Below are 18,142 nucleotides of genomic sequence, written 5' to 3'. Positions count from 1 at the left end.
ACATGAGTATTGAAATTGAAAAAATCGGCAAGTTCTTTGGGAAAACCCAAGTACTCAACGATATTTCACTGGATATTGCATCGGGTGAAATGGTGGCCTTATTAGGCCCTTCAGGTTCAGGAAAAACCACCTTACTGCGAATTATTGCTGGGCTTGAACAGCAAAGTGGGGGCGTACTACGTTTTCACGGGCAAGATGTGAGTCAAATTCATGCGAAAGACAGGCATGTTGGCTTTGTTTTTCAACACTACGCGTTATTTCGCCATATGACCGTATTCGACAATGTGGCATTCGGTTTAACGGTGTTGCCACGCAAGCAAAGACCCTCATCCCAAGCGATTAAGCAAAAAGTGATGCAATTACTGGAGATGGTGCAATTAGCCCATCTAGCTTCGCGTTATCCTGCGCAACTTTCTGGGGGGCAAAAACAGCGTGTTGCGTTAGCGCGTGCATTAGCGGTTGACCCGCAAATTTTACTATTAGACGAGCCTTTTGGCGCGTTAGATGCACAGGTGCGTATTGAACTGCGACGCTGGTTACGTCAATTACATGATGAGCTTAAATTTACCAGTGTGTTTGTGACGCATGACCAAGAAGAAGCAATGGAAGTTGCGGATAGAATTGTGGTCATGAGTCAAGGGCACATTGAGCAGGTCGGCACACCAAATGATATTTGGCAGCGCCCAGAAACCCGCTTTGTACTGGAGTTTATGGGGGAAGTTAATCAGATTTCTGCACAGATAAAAGGCTCGGTTTTAGCGATTGATGGTTACGAATTTTCGCTAAATCATACTAGCGCCCATCAAGGTGAGGTGGATGTCTTTTTGCGTCCATGGGATGTTTCATTGAGACCTGAAGTGGATGTACAGCATCGTTTGCCAGTTAGGGTGACCGAATCAGGTCCAAGAGGGCACTTTTGGCAATTGACGGTGCAACCGATAGGGTGGGGGAATGGCCCATTATCTGTGATTTGGCAATCCAATTCGACAATTCCTAAGCGTGGTGAACACTATTTTCTTGGCAGCCAAGAAGCGAAAATATATCAAGGTGATACTGAATTAGTTTTTCCACAATTAGCGAAAAGCGCGTGAATATAACTTTCCATTATTTATAACGCCAATAAGTTAAACATTATTGGTGTTATTTTCTATTATTCTTGCCATGTATATCGCCCTCCACTAGCCCATTCTTTGATTATTAGTAATGGGTTTCAGTTGTTGCATTTTTCTTTTAATTAACTGATATATAAGTGTTTTATTTATCATTAAAACAAGAGATATAGCTGGTAATTCTATAAACTTATTGTAATATAATATATCAATTAGCCATATCATTATGGGTAATAAAGATAATCTATTTTTCTAATAATAATATGAAGAGAATTCATGTCCACTCATAGGCTTATTGGGGTAATATCTTATTTCTATTAATTCTAAATGATAAATAAAAATTATAAGGATACGAAAGTGTCAACTCTGGAACAATTTATTGGCCACACCCCATTAGTAAAACTTCAGCGTTTGACGCAAGGGATTGATGCTGAAATTTGGGTAAAACTCGAAGGCAACAACCCTGCTGGCTCTGTAAAAGACAGAGCGGCTTTTTCTATGATTAGCGAAGCTGAAAAACGTGGTGAAATTAAGCCAGGTGATACATTAATTGAAGCCACAAGTGGCAATACAGGTATTGCATTGGCAATGATTGCTGCGGTAAAGGGGTATAAATTAAAGCTGTTAATGCCTGAAAATATGAGTAAAGAGCGCCAAGCATCAATGCAAGCTTACGGCGCGGAACTAATTTTGGTCAGCACCACCATTGGAATGGAAGGGGCGCGAGATCTTGCGAAAGAGATGGAAAAAAACGGGGAAGGGAAGGTATTAGACCAATTTAATAACCCAGATAACCCACTTGCTCATTTTAAAACAACGGGCCCTGAAATTTGGCAGCAAACACACGGTAAAATTACCCATTTTGTGTCAAGTATGGGGACAACGGGTACGATTACAGGTGTGAGCCGCTATTTGAAATCACAATCAAAAGACGTACATATTGTCGGCTTACAGCCTGCCGAAAAAAGCCAAATACCAGGCATTCGCCGCTGGTCACCTGGTTATCTTCCTGGAATTTTTGATGGTGAATTAGTGGATAGCGTACTGGATGTTAATCAGCAAGATGCAGAAGAGACTATGAAAGCGCTAGCAAGGCTTGAAGGTATTTTCTGTGGCGTGAGCTCAGGAGGTGCGGTATCAGGGGCTTTACGCGTGGCGAAAGAAAACCCAGGTGCGGTGATCGTGGCCATTATTTGTGACAGAGGTGACCGTTATTTATCAACAGGGGTTTTTGATTCTTAACACATTGTTTTAGGTGACAGTCAGGCTATCACAAGGAAATAATAGAATGAATTAAACCATCAGGTTATCAACCTGATGGTTTTTTAGTTATTATGCGTAGTAATTATTTCTTGATACGCATAATGACAGTTTCACCCACTGTCACTGACCCTGTGAGTTTATTTAACTCTTTGATTTCGTCCATGTTCGAAATCACAACGGGGGTCAGAACGGATTTCGCTTTTTCTTCTAACAAAGCTAAATCAAATTCAATGACTAAATCGCCTTTTTTGACAGCTTGGCCTTCTTCAGCGATACGTTTGAAACCTTCACCTTTGAGCTCAACGGTATCAATACCGAAGTGAACAAACAGTTCAATACCATCGTCTGACTCAATAGAAAACGCATGGTTGGTTTCAAATATTTTACCGATTGTACCGTCTACTGGAGCAACAATTTTATTGCCAGCAGGTTTGATGGCGATACCGTCACCGACAATTTTCTCTGCAAACACAACGTCTGGAACATCTTCAATATTGACGATTTCGCCTGATAATGGAGCGATAATTTCAATACTGCCACTGCTACTTTTGTCTTCCGAAACTAGTGATTTCAGTTTGTCAAACAGACCCATGGACCTTCTCCTAATCGTTTTATATGGGACCGAACTAATGTGCTGTTCTTAGCATAACGTTTTTTCTTGGATAAAGGTATCTACAAGTTTCATCAATTCATCTGCGGTTGGTTGAGCAAGTGCTTGTTCAGCCAAAGCTTGGGTATCAGCAAAGTTCGCATTGCGAATTAATTTTTTGATACGCGGAATTGAGATTGCGCTCATACTAAATTCATCCAGCCCCATGCCTAGTAGCAATAAGGTTGCACGTTCATCACCCGCTAACTCGCCACACATACCTGTCCATTTCCCTTCCGCATGTGATGCATCGATCACTTGTTTGATAAGGTTTAGAACAGCTGGTGACATTGGGTTATAAAGGTGAGAAATCAGTTCATTACCACGGTCAACCGCTAAAGTGTATTGAGTGAGATCGTTCGTCCCAATACTAAAGAAATCAACTTCTTTTGCCAAATGGCGCGCAATCACAGCGGCAGCTGGGGTTTCTACCATCACACCGACTTCGATTGTTTCGTCAAAGGCTTTACCTTCTTCACATAACTGAGCTTTTAGCATTTCTAGCTCTGCTTTTAGTTCACGAACTTCTTCAACGGAAATAACCATCGGGAACATAATACGCAGTTTACCAAAATTTGACGCTCTTAAAATAGCCCTTAACTGTGAGTGTAAGATTTCTTTGCGATCAAGACAAATACGAATGGCACGCCAACCGAGGAATGGGTTCTCTTCTTTCGGTAAATTCATATAAGGCAGGTCTTTATCGCCACCGATATCCATAGTACGGACGATAACGGCTTGGCTGCCCATTGCTTCGGCAACCGCTTTGTAAGCTTGGAATTGTTCTTCTTCGGTAGGGAAGGCGTCTCTATCCATAAATAAAAACTCGGTACGATAGAGACCCACACCCTCTGCGCCATTACGTTCGGCACCAGCGACATCACGTACCGTTCCGATATTGGCACACACTTCAACTTGATGGCCATCAAGAGTCACTGCGGGTAAATCTTTTAATTTAGCCAGTTCTTCTTTTTCTTGCAGATAGTCATCACGGAATGCTTTGAGTTTATCAATTTCTGCATCAGATGGGTTCAGGTGAATGGTATTATTCACGCCATCTAAGACGATGAAATCGCCATTTTTAATTTTGCTGGTGGCATCGCTAGTTCCGACAATCGCAGGTAACTCTAATGAGCGAGCCATGATGGACGTATGGGAGGTACGGCCACCTAAATCGGTAATAAAGCCTAAGACTTTATCTAAGTTTAATTGTGCGGTTTCTGATGGGGTTAAGTCAGCGGCAACTAAAATAACTTCTTGGTTGATAGCGCTTAAATCAACAATAGGAATATTTAAAATATTCTTTAATAAGCGTTTGCCGATGTCACGTACGTCAGCTGCACGCTCTTTAAGGTATTCATCATCAAGGGATTCAAGCGCTTGAGCTTGATCTTCAATCACTGAATAAGCAGCGGCATCCGCTGTTTTTTTATCGCCTTTGATTAAAGAGACAATTTCTTGCTCGAGTTCTTCATCTTCCAGCAGCATGATATGACCTTCAAAAATCTCAGCTTTTTCGGCTCCTAGATTTTTTTCGGCTTTTTCTTTAATGAGACTCAGTTGTTCGGCGGATTTATTACGCCCCTCAATGAAGCGTTGAATTTCTTTTTCGACCTGATCGTCTGCAATTTTTTTTGTGCTAACAACGATAGGGTCTTCTTTGAGGATCAAAGCCTGACCAAAAGCAAAACCTGGGGATACTAAAATTCCTGAAATCATAATATTACCTTACTGCTGTTAGTGCTGGGAGTTCTGATGTTGTAGAGACTACGGTGCGTTTTATTGATTATGCAAATATCCCCGAATGAAATCATTCAGGGACAGCGAATGAGATCGATGAAACGCGTTCTCTTGCGTGCGAAGTTATTCCAGTTCGCCCATCAGTTTAACTAAATATTCAACCGCTTCTTTTTCATCTTCGCCTTCTGCGGAGATGGTCACAACAGTACCTTGTGTTAAACCTAAGGTTTGTAATTTGAACAGGCTTTTTGCACTCGCAGATTTCCCGCCAGAAATCAAAGAAATATCAGAAGTGAATGCTTTTGCTTCTTTCACAAATTGCGCGGCAGGACGTGTATGTAAACCGTTTGGTGCTGTAATAGTGACTTCTTGCTGGAACATAGTATTTCCTCAATAACTTTAGTTTTTTTAATTACCCAGCCAATTGTAGATGAAATAGACTAGGTTTGCGTATAAGTTAGATTATTAACTTGTAAAAAGGTTTCCTACTTTGTGCGGTATCAATCCTTTTTACTTTTCATCCTCAAAATAATGATGACTAGGTTAGTCGAGAAACATCTGAATAGGCACATTCATTTGACTAAAATTTGATTAATTTCGAGGTGCGAAATAATTACTATGTTTAATACTAAACCCCAGATTAGAAATCATCCCTATCCGTGCTAAACTTTGATCCGCGCCACAAAAAAAGCACCTTTGAGGTGCTTTTTTAACGATTATGTAACGAAAGTATGCTACTCGGCAGAGATATCCGCGAACAAGACAGTAGAGAGATAACGCTCACCAGAAGACGGTAAAATCACGACAATATTTTTGTTTGTGTAAGCAGGGTCTGCGGCAACCTTTGTTGCTGCTGCAATTGCTGCGCCTGAAGAAATCCCTGCGAGAATACCTTCTTTTTCCATTAACTCACGTGCGGTTTTAATTGCTTCATCATCGCTGATTTGAATGACTTTATCTAGCAATGTTAGGTCTAAGTTACCAGGGATAAAACCTGCGCCGATACCTTGAATTTTGTGTGGACCTGGTTTGATTTCTTCACCTGCCAGCGCTTGAGTAATCACTGGAGATGTTTCAGGCTCAACGGCAATGATGGTCACATCTTTACCCTTGGTTTTTTTCAGATAGCGCGCAATACCTGTGATGGTTCCGCCTGTACCAACGCCTGCGATGATGACATCGACATTGCCATCCGTGTCTTCCCAAATTTCTGGACCCGTGGTTTTTTCATGGATTTCAGGGTTGGCAGGGTTATTAAATTGTTGTAACAGAAGGTATTTTTTGGGATTGCTATTGACGATTTCTTCTGCTTTAGCAATCGCGCCTTTCATCCCTTTAGCGCCTTCGGTCAGCACGAGGTTAGCGCCTAATGCTTTTAATAGCTTACGGCGCTCGATACTCATTGTTTCAGGCATCGTTAAGGTTAATTTGTAACCTCTCGCTGCTGCGACATAAGCGAGGGCAATCCCTGTGTTACCACTGGTTGGCTCTACTAGCTCTTTGTCTTTATTCAGGATACCTTTTTTCTCTGCATCCCAAATCATGTTTGCCCCGATACGGCACTTAACGCTGAAACTTGGGTTACGAGATTCCACTTTTGCCAAAATATTGCCATTACCAAAATGTTTTAAACGAACAAGTGGGGTGTGGCCAATGGTCAACGAATTATCTTCATAAATTTTGCTCATGGGGTATCCTTTAAAAATCGGTTAGCCAGTAAACAGTATTTGGCGTTCACTATAAAATAGGGTATGGATTCAACATACGTGAAGAACAGATTAATGCAAATATGATTTAGGTCTAAGCTTATAACAAAAGGCTATTTTAGATCCAATTGTTCTAAAGAATGGATAACACGAAATAATAGGACAAAAAAATAGGTTAATGCGCAGGTAATGAAACCTGCGCAAGGAGGGGCTAATAACGTGCGTAGCGGCTACGATAGCGGTCAACCCACATTAATGTTGCACCACAAACCGCAACAGGCATGATGACTAAGTTGACAAACGGTACCATCATTAACAAGCTGACTACGCCACCGAATTGAATGTTTTTCATGCGATCTTTAGCAAGAGCTTGCTTCATTTCGCTAAAACCAACACGGTGGTTATCAAAAGGGTAGTCGCAGTACTGGATTGACATCATCCATGCACCAAATAGGAACCATAAGACGGGGGCAACAGTTTGGCCAATACCCGGTATTAAAAATAAAATTAATAAGCCAATTGCCCGCGGTAAATAGTAACCAATACGCACAAACTCACGTTTAATCATCCGCGGAACATCTTTTAATAACTCAGCCATGCCAGTGTCTGGCGCAGGTTTCCCCGTAAGTTCAGCCTCGAGTTTTTCGGATAGCCAGCCATTAAATGGCGCTGCAATGATATTGGCAATGGTGCTAAAAAAATAGGTGAATACCAATAAAATAGAAATCAAAGCAACCGGCCAAATAAGATAATTAAGCCATTGTAACCAATCAGGAATGTAGCTCATTACTTGGTCAATCCAGCCACCAAGCTTACTGTATAACCACCAAAATGCGCCTCCTAAGAAAAGAATGTTTGCTAATAGGGGCAAAATCACAAAACGTTTAATGCCAGGACGTGTAACGAGTCGCCACCCTTGTGTAAAATAATAAAAACCAGAGTGGTCTTTTTGTGGCGAAAATGTCGATTGGGTCATACTTCTTGTTCTCTCCTTTTCGGTTGACCTTGTATCATATAGATATGAATTTAGGCTGACTAGCCATTATTCGCTTAAAAAAGCAGCAAACGAAAGCGGAATATTCTCTTTCTTGTAAGAAAATCGTTCTGAGGGTTGCACTTAGAGCAATTGAGAAATAATCTTAAGGTAGTTTCCGCCGTGATGGCACTTTCATTCATCAACTAGAGATAGCAGCGATGCAGGATTTGCGTCTAATATTAGTGGTCGTAGGTGCGATAGCGATTGTCGCTTTATTACTGCATGGTTTATGGACCAGCCGTAAAGAGCGCTCAAAGTTGTTTCGCGATAGACCTGTAAAACGTAGAAAAAATGATACGCAGGAGAATTCATCGAATTATGATGATTCTGCATTATTTACTGAAAATCAATCAACTCAGCAGGTACCTGTTCAGCCCGCTGCGACTGAGCCTGTATATCCGGTAAAAAATGAGTCTCAAGTTGAACCTAATATACAGCCATTACCGTCGGTTGAACCTGAAATTAAAATGAGTGCTACGCCAGAGCAGCCTGTTCATGATGAGCCTGTTGTTCAGCGTGTTCAAGAGCAGCATGTGCCAGAGCAGCTCACCATCAATATGAATGATGATGTTGTGGCAGAGCCTGAAATAGATACTCAACCCGTGCACCATAATGCATCGGAACCCCATATTGACACCCATAATCTACAAGAAGAGACACAACCGATACATCATGAACAGACGCCACCGCACGCTGAGACGAAAACTGAGCCACAGAAAAATTCTGCTACAACAACTAGCAAGGAGACAGTCCTGGTACTTCATGTAGCGGCACATCAGGGGCAAGAATTACAAGGTGAGGTCTTGCTGCAAAGTATTCTTCAAGCGGGTTTCCAATTTGGTGAAATGAAAATATTCCACCGCCACGTGAACCCGTCAGGTACTGGGCCTGTGCTGTTTAGTCTAGCGAATATGGTAAAACCAGGTTCTTTTGACCCTGAAACCATGGCTGATTTTTCTACACCAGGTGTTTCCATGTTTATGATGGTGCCATCCTACGGTGATGCGAGCCAAAACTTTAAACTGATGTTACAAGCGGCGCAGCGCATTGCATCCGATGCAGGCGGGGTGGTGCTAGATGATGAGCGTAAGATGCTAACACCGCAAAAAATAGAGGTGTATCATGCGCGGATCAGAAACACACTAAATTAAACAAGCGTTTTACAAAGCCCCCTTGATTGGGGGTTTTTTATCTTTACGAGTGGATCATGACTACCAAAAACGAAATCGACCAATTAAAAAAACAGCTGCGTCATCACGAATATCAATACCATGTATTGGATGCCCCTGAAATTCCTGATGCGGAATATGACAAATTAATGCAACGCTTGAAGGCACTGGAAGAAATGAACCCAGAGCTTATCACCAGCGATTCCCCCACTCAGCGTGTCGGTGCTGCACCTTTGTCAGCATTTGAAACGGTGCGCCATGAAATTCCGATGCTGTCTTTAGATAACGTTTTTGATGAAGAGAGTTACTTGGCTTTTGATAAGCGGGTTAGGGATCGCTTAAAAAACCATAATGAACTCACATTTTGCTGTGAATTGAAGCTTGATGGTTTAGCGGTTAGTTTGTTGTATGAGAATGGTGAATTTGTGCAAGCGGCTACTCGTGGTGATGGAACCGTGGGGGAAAATATCACCGCAAATGTACGTACTATTCGTGCAATTCCATTGCGTTTAATGGGGGATAACATCCCTGCTCGTGTGGAAATTCGTGGCGAAGTGTTTATGCCACAAAAAGGGTTTGAAGCACTAAATGAAGAAGCGCGCAGAACGGATGGTAAAGTTTTTGCTAACCCACGTAACGCTGCTGCGGGCTCTTTGAGACAGCTTGACCCGCGTATTACCGCTAAAAGGCCACTGACATTCTATTGTTATGGCGTTGGGCTAGTTGAAGACGGTACATTGCCAGATACACATTATGAACGTTTACAGCAGTTTAAAGCGTGGGGACTCCCTGTTAGTGATTATGTACAACTGCGCCAAGGCCACCAAGCTGTACTGGATTTTTATCACCAAATCGAACAAATTCGTCCAGAATTAGGGTTTGATATCGATGGGGTGGTGATCAAGGTGAATTCAATTGCGATTCAAGAGGAATTAGGCTTTGTTTCCCGCGCACCGCGTTGGGCTACAGCCTTCAAATTCCCAGCACAGGAGCAAATTACGCTATTGAAAGACGTTGAGTTCCAAGTTGGGAGAACAGGGGCGATTACCCCCGTAGCACGTCTTGAGCCTGTCCAAGTGGCGGGGGTTATGGTCAGTAATGCGACATTGCATAATGCAGATGAAATTGAGCGTCTTGGCGTGCATATTGGCGATACGGTGATTATTCGTCGTGCTGGGGATGTCATCCCGCAGATTGTCAGTGTGGTGGCGGATAAACGTCCTGCGAATAGTCGTGAAATTGTCTTTCCAACCCAGTGCCCTGTTTGTGGTTCAGACATTGAACGTATTGAAGGTGAAGCCGTTGCCCGTTGTACTGGCGGGTTAATCTGCGGTGCGCAACGTAAAGAAGCACTCAAACATTTTGTGTCTCGCCGTGCAATGGATGTTGATGGTATGGGCGATAAAATTATCGATCAACTTGTCGAAAAAGAATATGTGCAAACGCCAGCCGATCTTTATCAATTAAGCGCAGGTAAATTGACGGGGTTGGATAGAATGGGGCCAAAATCTGCGCAAAATCTGATTGATGCGCTTGAAAAGTCTAAACAAACTACGTTAGCGCGCTTTATTTATGCATTAGGGATCCGTGAAGTTGGCGAAGCAACTGCGGCTAATTTAGCGGCACATTATGCAACGCTAGATGCAGTCATGGCTGCGGATGAAGAGTCTTTAAAAACGGTGCAAGATATCGGCCATGTGGTTGCGAAACATGTGGTAAATTTCTTCCACGAAGCGCATAACCAGGCAGTTATTAACGATTTAATCACGAAAGCGAATATTCATTGGCCAGAAGTCAAAGTGATTAATAGTGCAGAAATCGATAGCCCATTTGCAGGTAAAACTGTGGTTTTAACAGGTTCGATGAGTATTTTAACCCGTGATGAGGCGAAAGATAAGTTGGTGGCTCTAGGGGCAAAAGTTGCAGGTAGTGTTTCGAAGAAAACCGATATGGTGATTGCGGGTGAAGCTGCGGGTTCGAAATTAGCAAAAGCGAATGAATTAGGTATTCCAGTTATTGATGAAGATGAGTTGATTCGTTTGCTGAATATTAAATAGTGAACTATATTCTATTTGGCTTAGTTATTTCACTTAGGTGAGGTGACTAAGTCACTGATAGGTTATTAGACCTAAATTAAATTTTGAATTTAATTTCTATGCAAAAAAGGTCATCTGTCCCTTTTCTGACATTTAAAACGTGATCCTCTTCTTCTTTCTACAAAATACACCCACTCTGTTTTCATATTAATGTGACTCGTGTCTCATTTAAATGTTACCTATTACATAGAATATGCACATAGACTGATTCTTAAATTTGTTGGAGTCGCATATGACCTCGATCCTGCATTTCGTTTTATCTTTAGTAGTAATCGCCGCTCTTGCTATTTTAGCAAGTAGTAACCGTAAGGGGATCCGTCCTCGCTATGTTGTTCAACTACTTGTTATCCAAATTGCATTAGCATATCTGTTCTTAAAATCGAATATCGGTGAATCTTTTGTTCTCGGTGTGGCGGGGGTGTTTACTCACTTACTCGGTTACGCAGCAGAAGGGACAAAATTTATCTTCGGTGGCATGATTGAAGGGAATTTAGCGTTCTTCTTCTTACAAGTTCTGTGCCCAATCATCTTTATTTCTGCGTTAATTGGTATTTTACAGCACGTTAAAATTCTACCGATCGTTATTCGTATCATCGGTACGGTGTTATCTAAAGTTAACGGAATGGGTAAACTGGAATCATTCAACGCAGTAAGCTCATTGCTGCTAGGTCAGTCTGAAAACTTTATCGCTTATAAAGACCAGCTTAACCGCATGTCTGATCGCAGAATGTACACCATGGCTGCGACAGCTATGTCGACTGTTTCCATGTCAATCGTGGGGGCATATATGACGATGCTGGAACCGCGTTTTGTGGTTGCTGCATTAGTTCTGAATATGTTTGGTACTTTCGTGGTGCTGTCTTTAATCAACCCGTACCCACCAGAAGGTGAAGAAGACATTCAAATGAGCAACCTGCATGAAGGCCAAAGCTTCTTTGAAATGTTAGGTGAATATATTCTTGCAGGGTTTAAAGTTGCGATTATTGTTTCAGCCATGCTGATTGGTTTTATCGCTCTGATTGCTATGATTAATGGTATTTTCTCTGCGATTTTCGGTATCGATTTCCAAACTATGTTGGGCTATGTATTCTATCCATTTGCTTGGATCTTAGGTATCCCAGCGGATGAAGCCCTGCAAGTGGGTGGTATCATGGCAGTTAAAATGGTAACGAATGAATTCGTTGCGATGGATGGCTTACAAGCTATTGCAGGTGGTTTATCTGAGCGTTCTGTCGGCATCTTATCTGTGTTCTTAGTATCATTTGCTAACTTCTCTTCAATTGGTATCATCGCTGGTGCTATCAAAGGGTTAGATGAAAAACAAGGTAACACAGTAGCACGTTTCGGCCTGAAATTACTGTACGGTTCAACTTTAGTCAGCTTCTTATCCGCTGCGGTTGTCGGATTAGTATTGTAATTCGCAAAAAAGTGTTAAATTAAGAGCGGCGTTCATTAGGACGCCGTTTTTTTATGGGAGCAAGAATGGAAAAGCAAGATCTTATCGATATGGCAAATACCTATATGCCATTTGGTAAATATAAAGGCTGTATCTTGATTGATTTGCCTGAGGAATATCTTCTTTGGTTTTATAAGAAAGGAGAGTTCCCACCAGGGCGTCTTGGCCAATTAATGGAAATGACTCTTGGTTTAAAAATTGAAGGGTTAGAAGGGCTTGTAAAGCCATTAAAACGGGCTAAGTGAGCAGATCATTCATGCCCTAACGCGGCAGTAATTTTTTTGCTCAACTGAATAAAGATATCTTGCTCTTGCTGCGTTAATGCGGCTTTAACTTTTAATGCATTTTCTGCTCGCCCTGTTGCTGCACGCTGTAAAAAATGGGTTCCTTTTTCTGTTAAGTGGGTGATCAATTCCCGCTTATCTTCTTCAGACTGATATTGTTCGACAAACTCAAAAGATTTTAATACCCGCAAAAACTTCGATAAATTTTGCCGTGAAATTCCCAGTGATTGACTTAGCTGGCTTGGTGTTAAGTCACCTTTAAGCCTCAATATCTCCAGTACATCGTATTGTCCCCATGTAATTTGCTCTGGTGTAAAACTGACACGGCGAGCAACAAGTGTACATTGTAATAACGATAATGCGTCTTCAAAGGAACTAGGCATAAAAATTCTTCCTTAATATTCAACAGTTGAAGTATACCTTGGCGCTAGGAAGAAAACGAGACATTGATTAACCAAAGTTAATTAATTATAGTTAACTAAAGTTAATTATTATTGAGGCGGCTATGCAACAGTTTACAAACCAAATCGCATTGGTAACAGGGGCATCCACAGGTGTCGGTTTTGGGATCGCACAAAAGCTACACTCATTGGGGGCGACAGTAATTATGACTGGACGCCATGAAGAGGCATTAGCGCAGGCAGCCCACGAAATTACACCAACAGGGGAGCGTATTAGTGTAATAAAAATGGATGTGGCAAGCGCAAAGGATTTTCAATCAACGATTGAGCAGGTAGAAATAAAATATGGCGCACTGCATTTTTTAGTCAACAACGCGGGGGTGACAGGGCCACATGGTGTGAATATCGAAGATTATCCATTAGAGGCCTGGCATAACGTGATTGAAACAGACATCACAGGGACATTTCATGGCTTGAAATATGCTATACCTGCAATTCATCGCAGTGGCGGTGGGGCAATAGTAAACTTATCCGCTTGCAATGGTGTAACAGGGATAGCAGGAATAGCCCCTTATACCGCAGCGAAACACGCGGTGTTAGGCCTTACTCGTTCAGCGGCATTAGAGAATGCCCAAAAAGGTATACGGATTAATGCTGTAGGGCCAGGCTATGTTGAAACACCGAATATTGCGATATTACCGCTGGATATTCAAAATTGGATGGCATCAACGCACCCGATGGGGAGGATGGCAAAAACAGAGGAAATCGCCAATGTGGTGGCTTTTTTATTATCAACAGACAGCAGTTTTATAACGGGGGCGTTTATTCCTATTGATGGTGGCTATACAGCACAGTAATAGATGATAAGACGCGAGCTTACAGGCTTTCCTTGAGAAGTATTTGAGGTTGGATACGGCCGAATATTGCCGAACACAATAGGGGATATCTTGGGGCTAGAAATATTAACTTTATGAAAGATAAAGTAGAAGGAAATTATGGTGGAGCTAAGCGGGATCGAACCGCTGACCTCTTGCATGCCATGCAAGCGCTCTCCCAGCTGAGCTATAGCCCCAAATCGAAAGACTTTGTTATTCAAAAAAACGCCATCTAACAGGGAATTAGATGGTGGAGCTAAGCGGGATCGAACCGCTGACCTCTTGCATGCCATGCAAGCGCTCTCCCAGCTGAGCTATAGCCCCAATCAAAATCTTTTGGACGGGAGGCATCATATTCAAGCTCGGTAGGAGTGTCAATAAAATAATCGGTTTTTCCGTTTAATTGCTGAAATATAGAGCATTTTGCAATCAATACAAGGATAGGAATAAGAGAGGGAAAACTGCCCCCAAGAAATGAGGGCAGAAACGGCATAAATTATTGCGCAGAAGCTTCGCGTTCAGCAATAAATGCTAAGGCTTTTTCAATGCGTGCAATAGAGCGTGCTTGACCAATGGCGTGGACGGTCACATCGAGGCCTGGAGATTGGCCAGCGCCAGTTACAGCAACACGTAACGGCATGCCCACTTTCCCCATCCCCACTTCTAATTCAGCGGCGGTGGCTTCAATGGCTTGATGAACGTTTTCTGCTGTCCAGTCAGTAATCGACGCTAATTTATCTTTAACCACTTCTAATGGTTGGCGAGCCACAGGGCGCAGGTGTTTTTTCGCTGCGTCTGCATCGAACTCTTCAAAGTCTTGATAGAAATAATGACAAGATTCAGCCATTTCTTTCAGCGTTTTACAACGTTCGCCAAGTAGCTTAATTAGCTCAACTAATTGAGGGCCATTGCGGGTATCAATATGTTGTTGCTCAATATGCCATGCGAGGTACACAGCCACTTCTTCAGCAGGCAACGCATTGATATAATGGTGGTTTAGCCATTGCAGTTTTTCAGTGTTAAATGCACTTGCTGATTTGCTGATTGCATCAAGGCTGAAAAATTCTTTCATTTCGTCAACGGTGAAAATTTCTTGGTCACCGTGAGACCAACCTAGACGGACTAAATAGTTCAGTAGCGCTTGTGGCAAATAACCATCATCACGGTATTGCATGACACTAACAGCACCATGGCGTTTAGACAGCTTTTTACCGTCATCACCTAAAATCATGGAAACGTGAGCATACACGGGTACTGGTGCGCCTAATGCTTTTAGAATGTTGATTTGACGAGGTGTATTGTTGATATGGTCTTCACCGCGAATAACGTGAGTAATTTCCATATCCCAGTCATCAATAACAACACAGAAGTTATAAGTTGGTGAGCCATCAGTGCGACGAATAATTAAATCGTCTAACTCTTGGTTACTAAATTCAATTGGGCCGCGAATTTTATCGTCAAAAATCACAGAACCGTCTTGTGGGTTACGGAAACGAACAACATGCGGCTCATCAGCGGTGTGGTTATGCGCATGGTCGCGGCAGCAACCGTCATAGCGAGGTTTTTCATTGTTCGCCATTTGCTCTTCACGCAGAGCTTCCAAACGTTCTTTCGAGCAGAAACAACGATAAGCGGTGCCAGCTTCTAACATTTGGTCAATCACTGCGTTATAACGATCAAAACGCTTGGTCTGATAATAAGGGCCTTCATCCCAATTTAAATTCAACCAGTTCATACCGTCCATAATGGCATCGATAGCTTCCTGAGTTGAACGTTCTAAGTCGGTATCTTCAATGCGCAGGACAAATTCGCCCTGGTTGTGGCGACTAAATAACCAGGAATAAAGAGCGGTACGCGCACCACCAACATGTAAATAGCCAGTTGGGCTTGGTGCAAAACGGGTTTTGATTTTACTCATCGAGATTGCCTTAATTGCAAAACATTGTTTTTGAAGCGCTTAAGAGTTCACGGTTGAATAAATAGAAGGCTAATGTATGCAACACATTATAATAGATAATAGTGCCGTATGAAGCTTTAAACGCGTGAAGTCCGTCAGCATTGCTAAACTGTGCCTCTATTCTATCATCCTGTGGTGATTCCTCAATCAAGTTATGAAGATACAAGAAAAGAAAATGGAAAAGTAAGGCAAAAAAATGAAATTATGGAGAGGATGCAAATATATTTTCACTTCATGAAAGAATAAAAACGCTAAATTATATAGGTAATTGATTAAAAAGGCAGCTTTTCTGGCGAATATTGAAACATCTTGATTATTTTTGCAACGAACGAAAAAAATCTATCGAAAAAGCGTTGACTCTGAACTCTGTATCCCTATAATGCACCTCCATCGACGACGGGGCGATTAGCTCAGTTGGTAGAGCACCTCCCTTACAAGGAGGGGGTCAGTGGTTCGAGCCCGCTATCGCCCACCACCGTTGACGATGAAAAATAAATGATTGGGCGATTAGCTCAGTTGGTAGAGCACCTCCCTTACAAGGAGGGGGTCAGTGGTTCGAGCCCGCTATCGCCCACCAATCATTTATAATGTGATACAAGTTATGAAGTGGGCGATTAGCTCAGTTGGTAGAGCACCTCCCTTACAAGGAGGGGGTCAGTGGTTCGAGCCCGCTATCGCCCACCACTTCATTTACTATTCACATTAAAACACAAATCTAGATGGGTCGTTAGCTCAGTCGGTAGAGCAGTTGACTTTTAATCAATTGGTCGCAGGTTCGAATCCTGCACGACCCACCATCTCAAGCTCAGTCCCAATATTCCCGTGCATATTCAAGTTAATATTCAATCGGTTAGCCATACCTCGACAAGCTGGTTGCAGGTTCAGGCCGAAGGTTAAATCCTAAGGATTTAAATCCTGCACGACCCACCATCTCAAGTTCAGTCCCAATATTCCTGTACGTATTCAAGTTAATATTCAATCGGTTAGCCATACCTCGACAAGCTGGTTGCAGGTTCAGGCCGAAGGCTAAATCCGAAGGATTTAAATCCTGCACGACCCACCATCTCAAGCCATCATCTCAGCATCTACAGAACATAGTGCTTAAAAGTTTAAGGGCTGTTTCTATAGATTTCATGTTCTGAAAGGCCATCTACTCATCGAAAATCAATATAAGCGATACCTTTCCCTGACTGCTGCTATGATACGTTAATGAAATATAACGTTAGATTAAAATGTGTTTATAATAAATATGGATGTTTGACGTTAAAAAGGGAGGGGGAGTGTTTTTGGTGTTAAATTTTGACAACTCATGAGTTTAAAGGGTTTAGTATCGCTATATTCATTCAAATGATAAAATTATCAATATTAAAATAAGATAATCTAATAGTATTAGTTTGTCATATTTTTGTGATGTTCATCAAGTAAAGTGAATAATAAACTTCCTTAACGTTATGGTTTTGTTATGTTGAGCACTGTTATTTGGTAAATATTTACCATGCTACTTTAAAAATTTAGCGTTTCATTAATTGTAACAGAATATTTGTTCCTATATGTTATTGATATTTAATGTTTACAAAGATTTTTAGAGGTAAAACTTATTATTTTTACCATTGTTTACAGATATAAATGATATCTGATTGTTTTTTATTCGTTAAATGATTATTCACTCTTAAAATCATTAATATTGTTACAGTGTTAAATTATTCTATTTATTTCCTTTATTTTTAGGTGATGCATCGGATAAAAGCTACTATTTTAGTGTAATGTTCTATTGCGTTCATTGTGATACAAGTAATATGGGTAAGGGTGGGAGTTGCCTAATTAATCATAATGATATGATATTTATAGAATAATTATTGTTTTTTCATAGGGTAAATGCCTCGTAACATCTCGTTACACAAATGTAACATCATTTTAAGATTGGTTGAAACTAATTAGATTGCTAGTATATCATTCCCATCGATATATGCTGAATCGTCAGCAGTACTATCAAAGTTCTACTTATTATATAAAACATAAAAAATAAAAAAATGGCAGTTACTTATCTGCTAATTTTTATTTCATTAATATAAATTGAAGCGAGAATGTTTATGAATACAAAATATCCTGTCGCTTGTGCAGTTGGACAAAAAATTAAAACGCTAAGAAAAGCTCAAGGCTATACTGTGTTTCAGTTAGCTAAAGAGATAGATATTAGTGAACAACAATTATTTCGTTATGAGCGCGGTGTAAATCGCATTGATATTGATTGTTTAGTTCGCGTATTAAAAGTCTTAGGCGTTAATATGGGTGAGTTTTTTAGTGAAGTGCTGCAAGATGATACCCAACCAGAAGAAAGAAGAGATACTAAAGGGATCGATGATTCTATTTATTCTTTAGTATCTGTCTCTTATACACATCT

Annotated in this window: 15 protein-coding genes and 6 tRNA genes; 12 read left to right on the top strand and 9 right to left on the bottom strand. The window is 41.4% G+C overall.

The features are described 5' to 3' along the window. The first annotated feature begins 2 nt into the window (after positions 1-2). Both cysA and cysM read left to right on the top strand, forming a co-directional pair. Positions 3-1,091, top strand: coding sequence for a sulfate/thiosulfate ABC transporter ATP-binding protein CysA (gene cysA / locus KDJ85_RS06750; RefSeq protein ID WP_225818996.1), 1,089 nt, complete (start codon positions 3-5; stop codon positions 1,089-1,091). A 375-nt stretch (positions 1,092-1,466) separates the two neighbouring features. Next, positions 1,467-2,351, top strand: coding sequence for a cysteine synthase CysM (cysM, locus tag KDJ85_RS06745; protein ID WP_225818995.1), 885 nt, complete (start codon positions 1,467-1,469; stop codon positions 2,349-2,351). A gap of 103 nt (positions 2,352-2,454) precedes the next feature. Here the strand turns inward: cysM and crr are convergent, their stop codons facing one another. From crr to cysZ, 5 genes are all read right to left on the bottom strand, one after another. Next, on the bottom strand, positions 2,455-2,964 hold the full coding sequence (gene crr / locus KDJ85_RS06740; protein ID WP_206082435.1) for a PTS glucose transporter subunit IIA: 510 nt from the start codon (positions 2,962-2,964) through the stop codon (positions 2,455-2,457). Between the two features lie 48 nt (positions 2,965-3,012). After that, positions 3,013-4,740, bottom strand: a complete 1,728-nt coding sequence (gene ptsI, locus KDJ85_RS06735; protein ID WP_225818994.1) for a phosphoenolpyruvate-protein phosphotransferase PtsI — start codon at positions 4,738-4,740, stop codon at positions 3,013-3,015. Positions 4,741-4,884: 144 nt separating this feature from the next. Continuing rightward, the gene (gene ptsH, locus KDJ85_RS06730) at positions 4,885-5,142 is read right to left on the bottom strand and encodes a phosphocarrier protein Hpr (protein ID WP_047756382.1); all 258 of its coding nucleotides are present in this window, start codon (positions 5,140-5,142) and stop codon (positions 4,885-4,887) included. 353 nt (positions 5,143-5,495) lie between these two features. After that, a complete protein-coding gene (cysK, locus tag KDJ85_RS06725; protein ID WP_225818993.1) occupies positions 5,496-6,449 on the bottom strand; it encodes a cysteine synthase A in 954 nt (317 codons plus the stop codon). A gap of 229 nt (positions 6,450-6,678) precedes the next feature. Beyond that, complete coding sequence (gene cysZ / locus KDJ85_RS06720; RefSeq protein ID WP_225818992.1) at positions 6,679-7,443, bottom strand: sulfate transporter CysZ; 765 nt, start codon at positions 7,441-7,443, stop codon at positions 6,679-6,681. A gap of 218 nt (positions 7,444-7,661) precedes the next feature. On the opposite strand from cysZ, the gene zipA reads away from it, so the two are divergent. The 4 genes from zipA to KDJ85_RS06700 all read left to right on the top strand — a co-directional run bounded on the left by zipA (position 7,662) and on the right by KDJ85_RS06700 (position 12,469). Then, positions 7,662-8,654 (top strand): cell division protein ZipA, encoded by a 993-nt coding sequence (gene zipA, locus KDJ85_RS06715; RefSeq protein WP_225818991.1) that lies wholly within the window; start codon positions 7,662-7,664, stop codon positions 8,652-8,654. 56 nt (positions 8,655-8,710) lie between these two features. Then, a complete protein-coding gene (gene ligA / locus KDJ85_RS06710; RefSeq protein WP_225818990.1) occupies positions 8,711-10,729 on the top strand; it encodes an NAD-dependent DNA ligase LigA in 2,019 nt (672 codons plus the stop codon). A 271-nt stretch (positions 10,730-11,000) separates the two neighbouring features. Further along, positions 11,001-12,185, top strand: a complete 1,185-nt coding sequence (locus tag KDJ85_RS06705; RefSeq protein WP_225818989.1) for a NupC/NupG family nucleoside CNT transporter — start codon at positions 11,001-11,003, stop codon at positions 12,183-12,185. A 65-nt stretch (positions 12,186-12,250) separates the two neighbouring features. Then, positions 12,251-12,469 (top strand): DUF3820 family protein, encoded by a 219-nt coding sequence (locus KDJ85_RS06700; RefSeq protein ID WP_225818988.1) that lies wholly within the window; start codon positions 12,251-12,253, stop codon positions 12,467-12,469. Positions 12,470-12,474: 5 nt separating this feature from the next. Here the strand turns inward: KDJ85_RS06700 and KDJ85_RS06695 are convergent, their stop codons facing one another. Continuing rightward, a complete protein-coding gene (locus KDJ85_RS06695) occupies positions 12,475-12,891 on the bottom strand; it encodes a MarR family transcriptional regulator (protein WP_225818987.1) in 417 nt (138 codons plus the stop codon). A gap of 122 nt (positions 12,892-13,013) precedes the next feature. Here KDJ85_RS06695 and KDJ85_RS06690 point away from each other — a divergent pair, with 122 nt between their 5' ends. Then, positions 13,014-13,766, top strand: coding sequence for an SDR family NAD(P)-dependent oxidoreductase (locus KDJ85_RS06690; protein WP_225818986.1), 753 nt, complete (start codon positions 13,014-13,016; stop codon positions 13,764-13,766). A 139-nt stretch (positions 13,767-13,905) separates the two neighbouring features. Here KDJ85_RS06690 and KDJ85_RS06685 read toward each other — a convergent pair. The 3 genes from KDJ85_RS06685 to gltX all read right to left on the bottom strand — a co-directional run bounded on the left by KDJ85_RS06685 (position 13,906) and on the right by gltX (position 15,702). Continuing rightward, positions 13,906-13,981: transfer RNA gene (locus KDJ85_RS06685), tRNA-Ala, on the bottom strand. Positions 13,982-14,032: 51 nt separating this feature from the next. After that, a tRNA-Ala gene (locus KDJ85_RS06680) sits at positions 14,033-14,108 on the bottom strand. A 172-nt stretch (positions 14,109-14,280) separates the two neighbouring features. After that, positions 14,281-15,702, bottom strand: coding sequence for a glutamate--tRNA ligase (gene gltX / locus KDJ85_RS06675; RefSeq protein ID WP_225818985.1), 1,422 nt, complete (start codon positions 15,700-15,702; stop codon positions 14,281-14,283). 438 nt (positions 15,703-16,140) lie between these two features. On the opposite strand from gltX, the gene KDJ85_RS06670 reads away from it, so the two are divergent. From KDJ85_RS06670 to KDJ85_RS06650, 5 genes are all read left to right on the top strand, one after another. Next, a tRNA-Val gene (locus tag KDJ85_RS06670) sits at positions 16,141-16,216 on the top strand. Positions 16,217-16,242: 26 nt separating this feature from the next. Then, a tRNA-Val gene (locus KDJ85_RS06665) sits at positions 16,243-16,318 on the top strand. 31 nt (positions 16,319-16,349) lie between these two features. Further along, a tRNA-Val gene (locus KDJ85_RS06660) sits at positions 16,350-16,425 on the top strand. Positions 16,426-16,462: 37 nt separating this feature from the next. Continuing rightward, positions 16,463-16,538: transfer RNA gene (locus tag KDJ85_RS06655), tRNA-Lys, on the top strand. A gap of 1,293 nt (positions 16,539-17,831) precedes the next feature. Next, positions 17,832-18,142: helix-turn-helix domain-containing protein (locus KDJ85_RS06650; protein WP_225818984.1), on the top strand; the 311-nt coding region annotated here is incomplete at its 3' end.

Origin of the sequence: Providencia vermicola, assembly GCF_020381325.1 — a bacterium.
GTDB lineage: Bacteria > Pseudomonadota > Gammaproteobacteria > Enterobacterales > Enterobacteriaceae > Providencia > Providencia vermicola.
Note: the sequence above shows the minus strand (reverse complement) of the source record. Positions and strands in the feature narration are given on the sequence as shown.

What these genes read in the sequence shown, in the direction of transcription:
- cysA (WP_225818996.1), top strand. Translation starts at nt 3, where the DNA reads ATGAGTATTGAAATTGAAAAAATCGGCAAGTTCTTTGGGAAAACCCAA.
- crr (WP_206082435.1), bottom strand. Translation starts at nt 2,964, where the DNA reads ATGGGTCTGTTTGACAAACTGAAATCACTAGTTTCGGAAGACAAAAGT.
- ptsI (WP_225818994.1), bottom strand. Translation starts at nt 4,740, where the DNA reads ATGATTTCAGGAATTTTAGTATCCCCAGGTTTTGCTTTTGGTCAGGCT.
- ptsH (WP_047756382.1), bottom strand. Translation starts at nt 5,142, where the DNA reads ATGTTCCAGCAAGAAGTCACTATTACAGCACCAAACGGTTTACATACA.
- cysK (WP_225818993.1), bottom strand. Translation starts at nt 6,449, where the DNA reads ATGAGCAAAATTTATGAAGATAATTCGTTGACCATTGGCCACACCCCA.
- cysZ (WP_225818992.1), bottom strand. Translation starts at nt 7,443, where the DNA reads ATGACCCAATCGACATTTTCGCCACAAAAAGACCACTCTGGTTTTTAT.
- zipA (WP_225818991.1), top strand. Translation starts at nt 7,662, where the DNA reads ATGCAGGATTTGCGTCTAATATTAGTGGTCGTAGGTGCGATAGCGATT.
- ligA (WP_225818990.1), top strand. Translation starts at nt 8,711, where the DNA reads ATGACTACCAAAAACGAAATCGACCAATTAAAAAAACAGCTGCGTCAT.
- KDJ85_RS06705 (WP_225818989.1), top strand. Translation starts at nt 11,001, where the DNA reads ATGACCTCGATCCTGCATTTCGTTTTATCTTTAGTAGTAATCGCCGCT.
- KDJ85_RS06700 (WP_225818988.1), top strand. Translation starts at nt 12,251, where the DNA reads ATGGAAAAGCAAGATCTTATCGATATGGCAAATACCTATATGCCATTT.
- KDJ85_RS06695 (WP_225818987.1), bottom strand. Translation starts at nt 12,891, where the DNA reads ATGCCTAGTTCCTTTGAAGACGCATTATCGTTATTACAATGTACACTT.
- KDJ85_RS06690 (WP_225818986.1), top strand. Translation starts at nt 13,014, where the DNA reads ATGCAACAGTTTACAAACCAAATCGCATTGGTAACAGGGGCATCCACA.
- gltX (WP_225818985.1), bottom strand. Translation starts at nt 15,702, where the DNA reads ATGAGTAAAATCAAAACCCGTTTTGCACCAAGCCCAACTGGCTATTTA.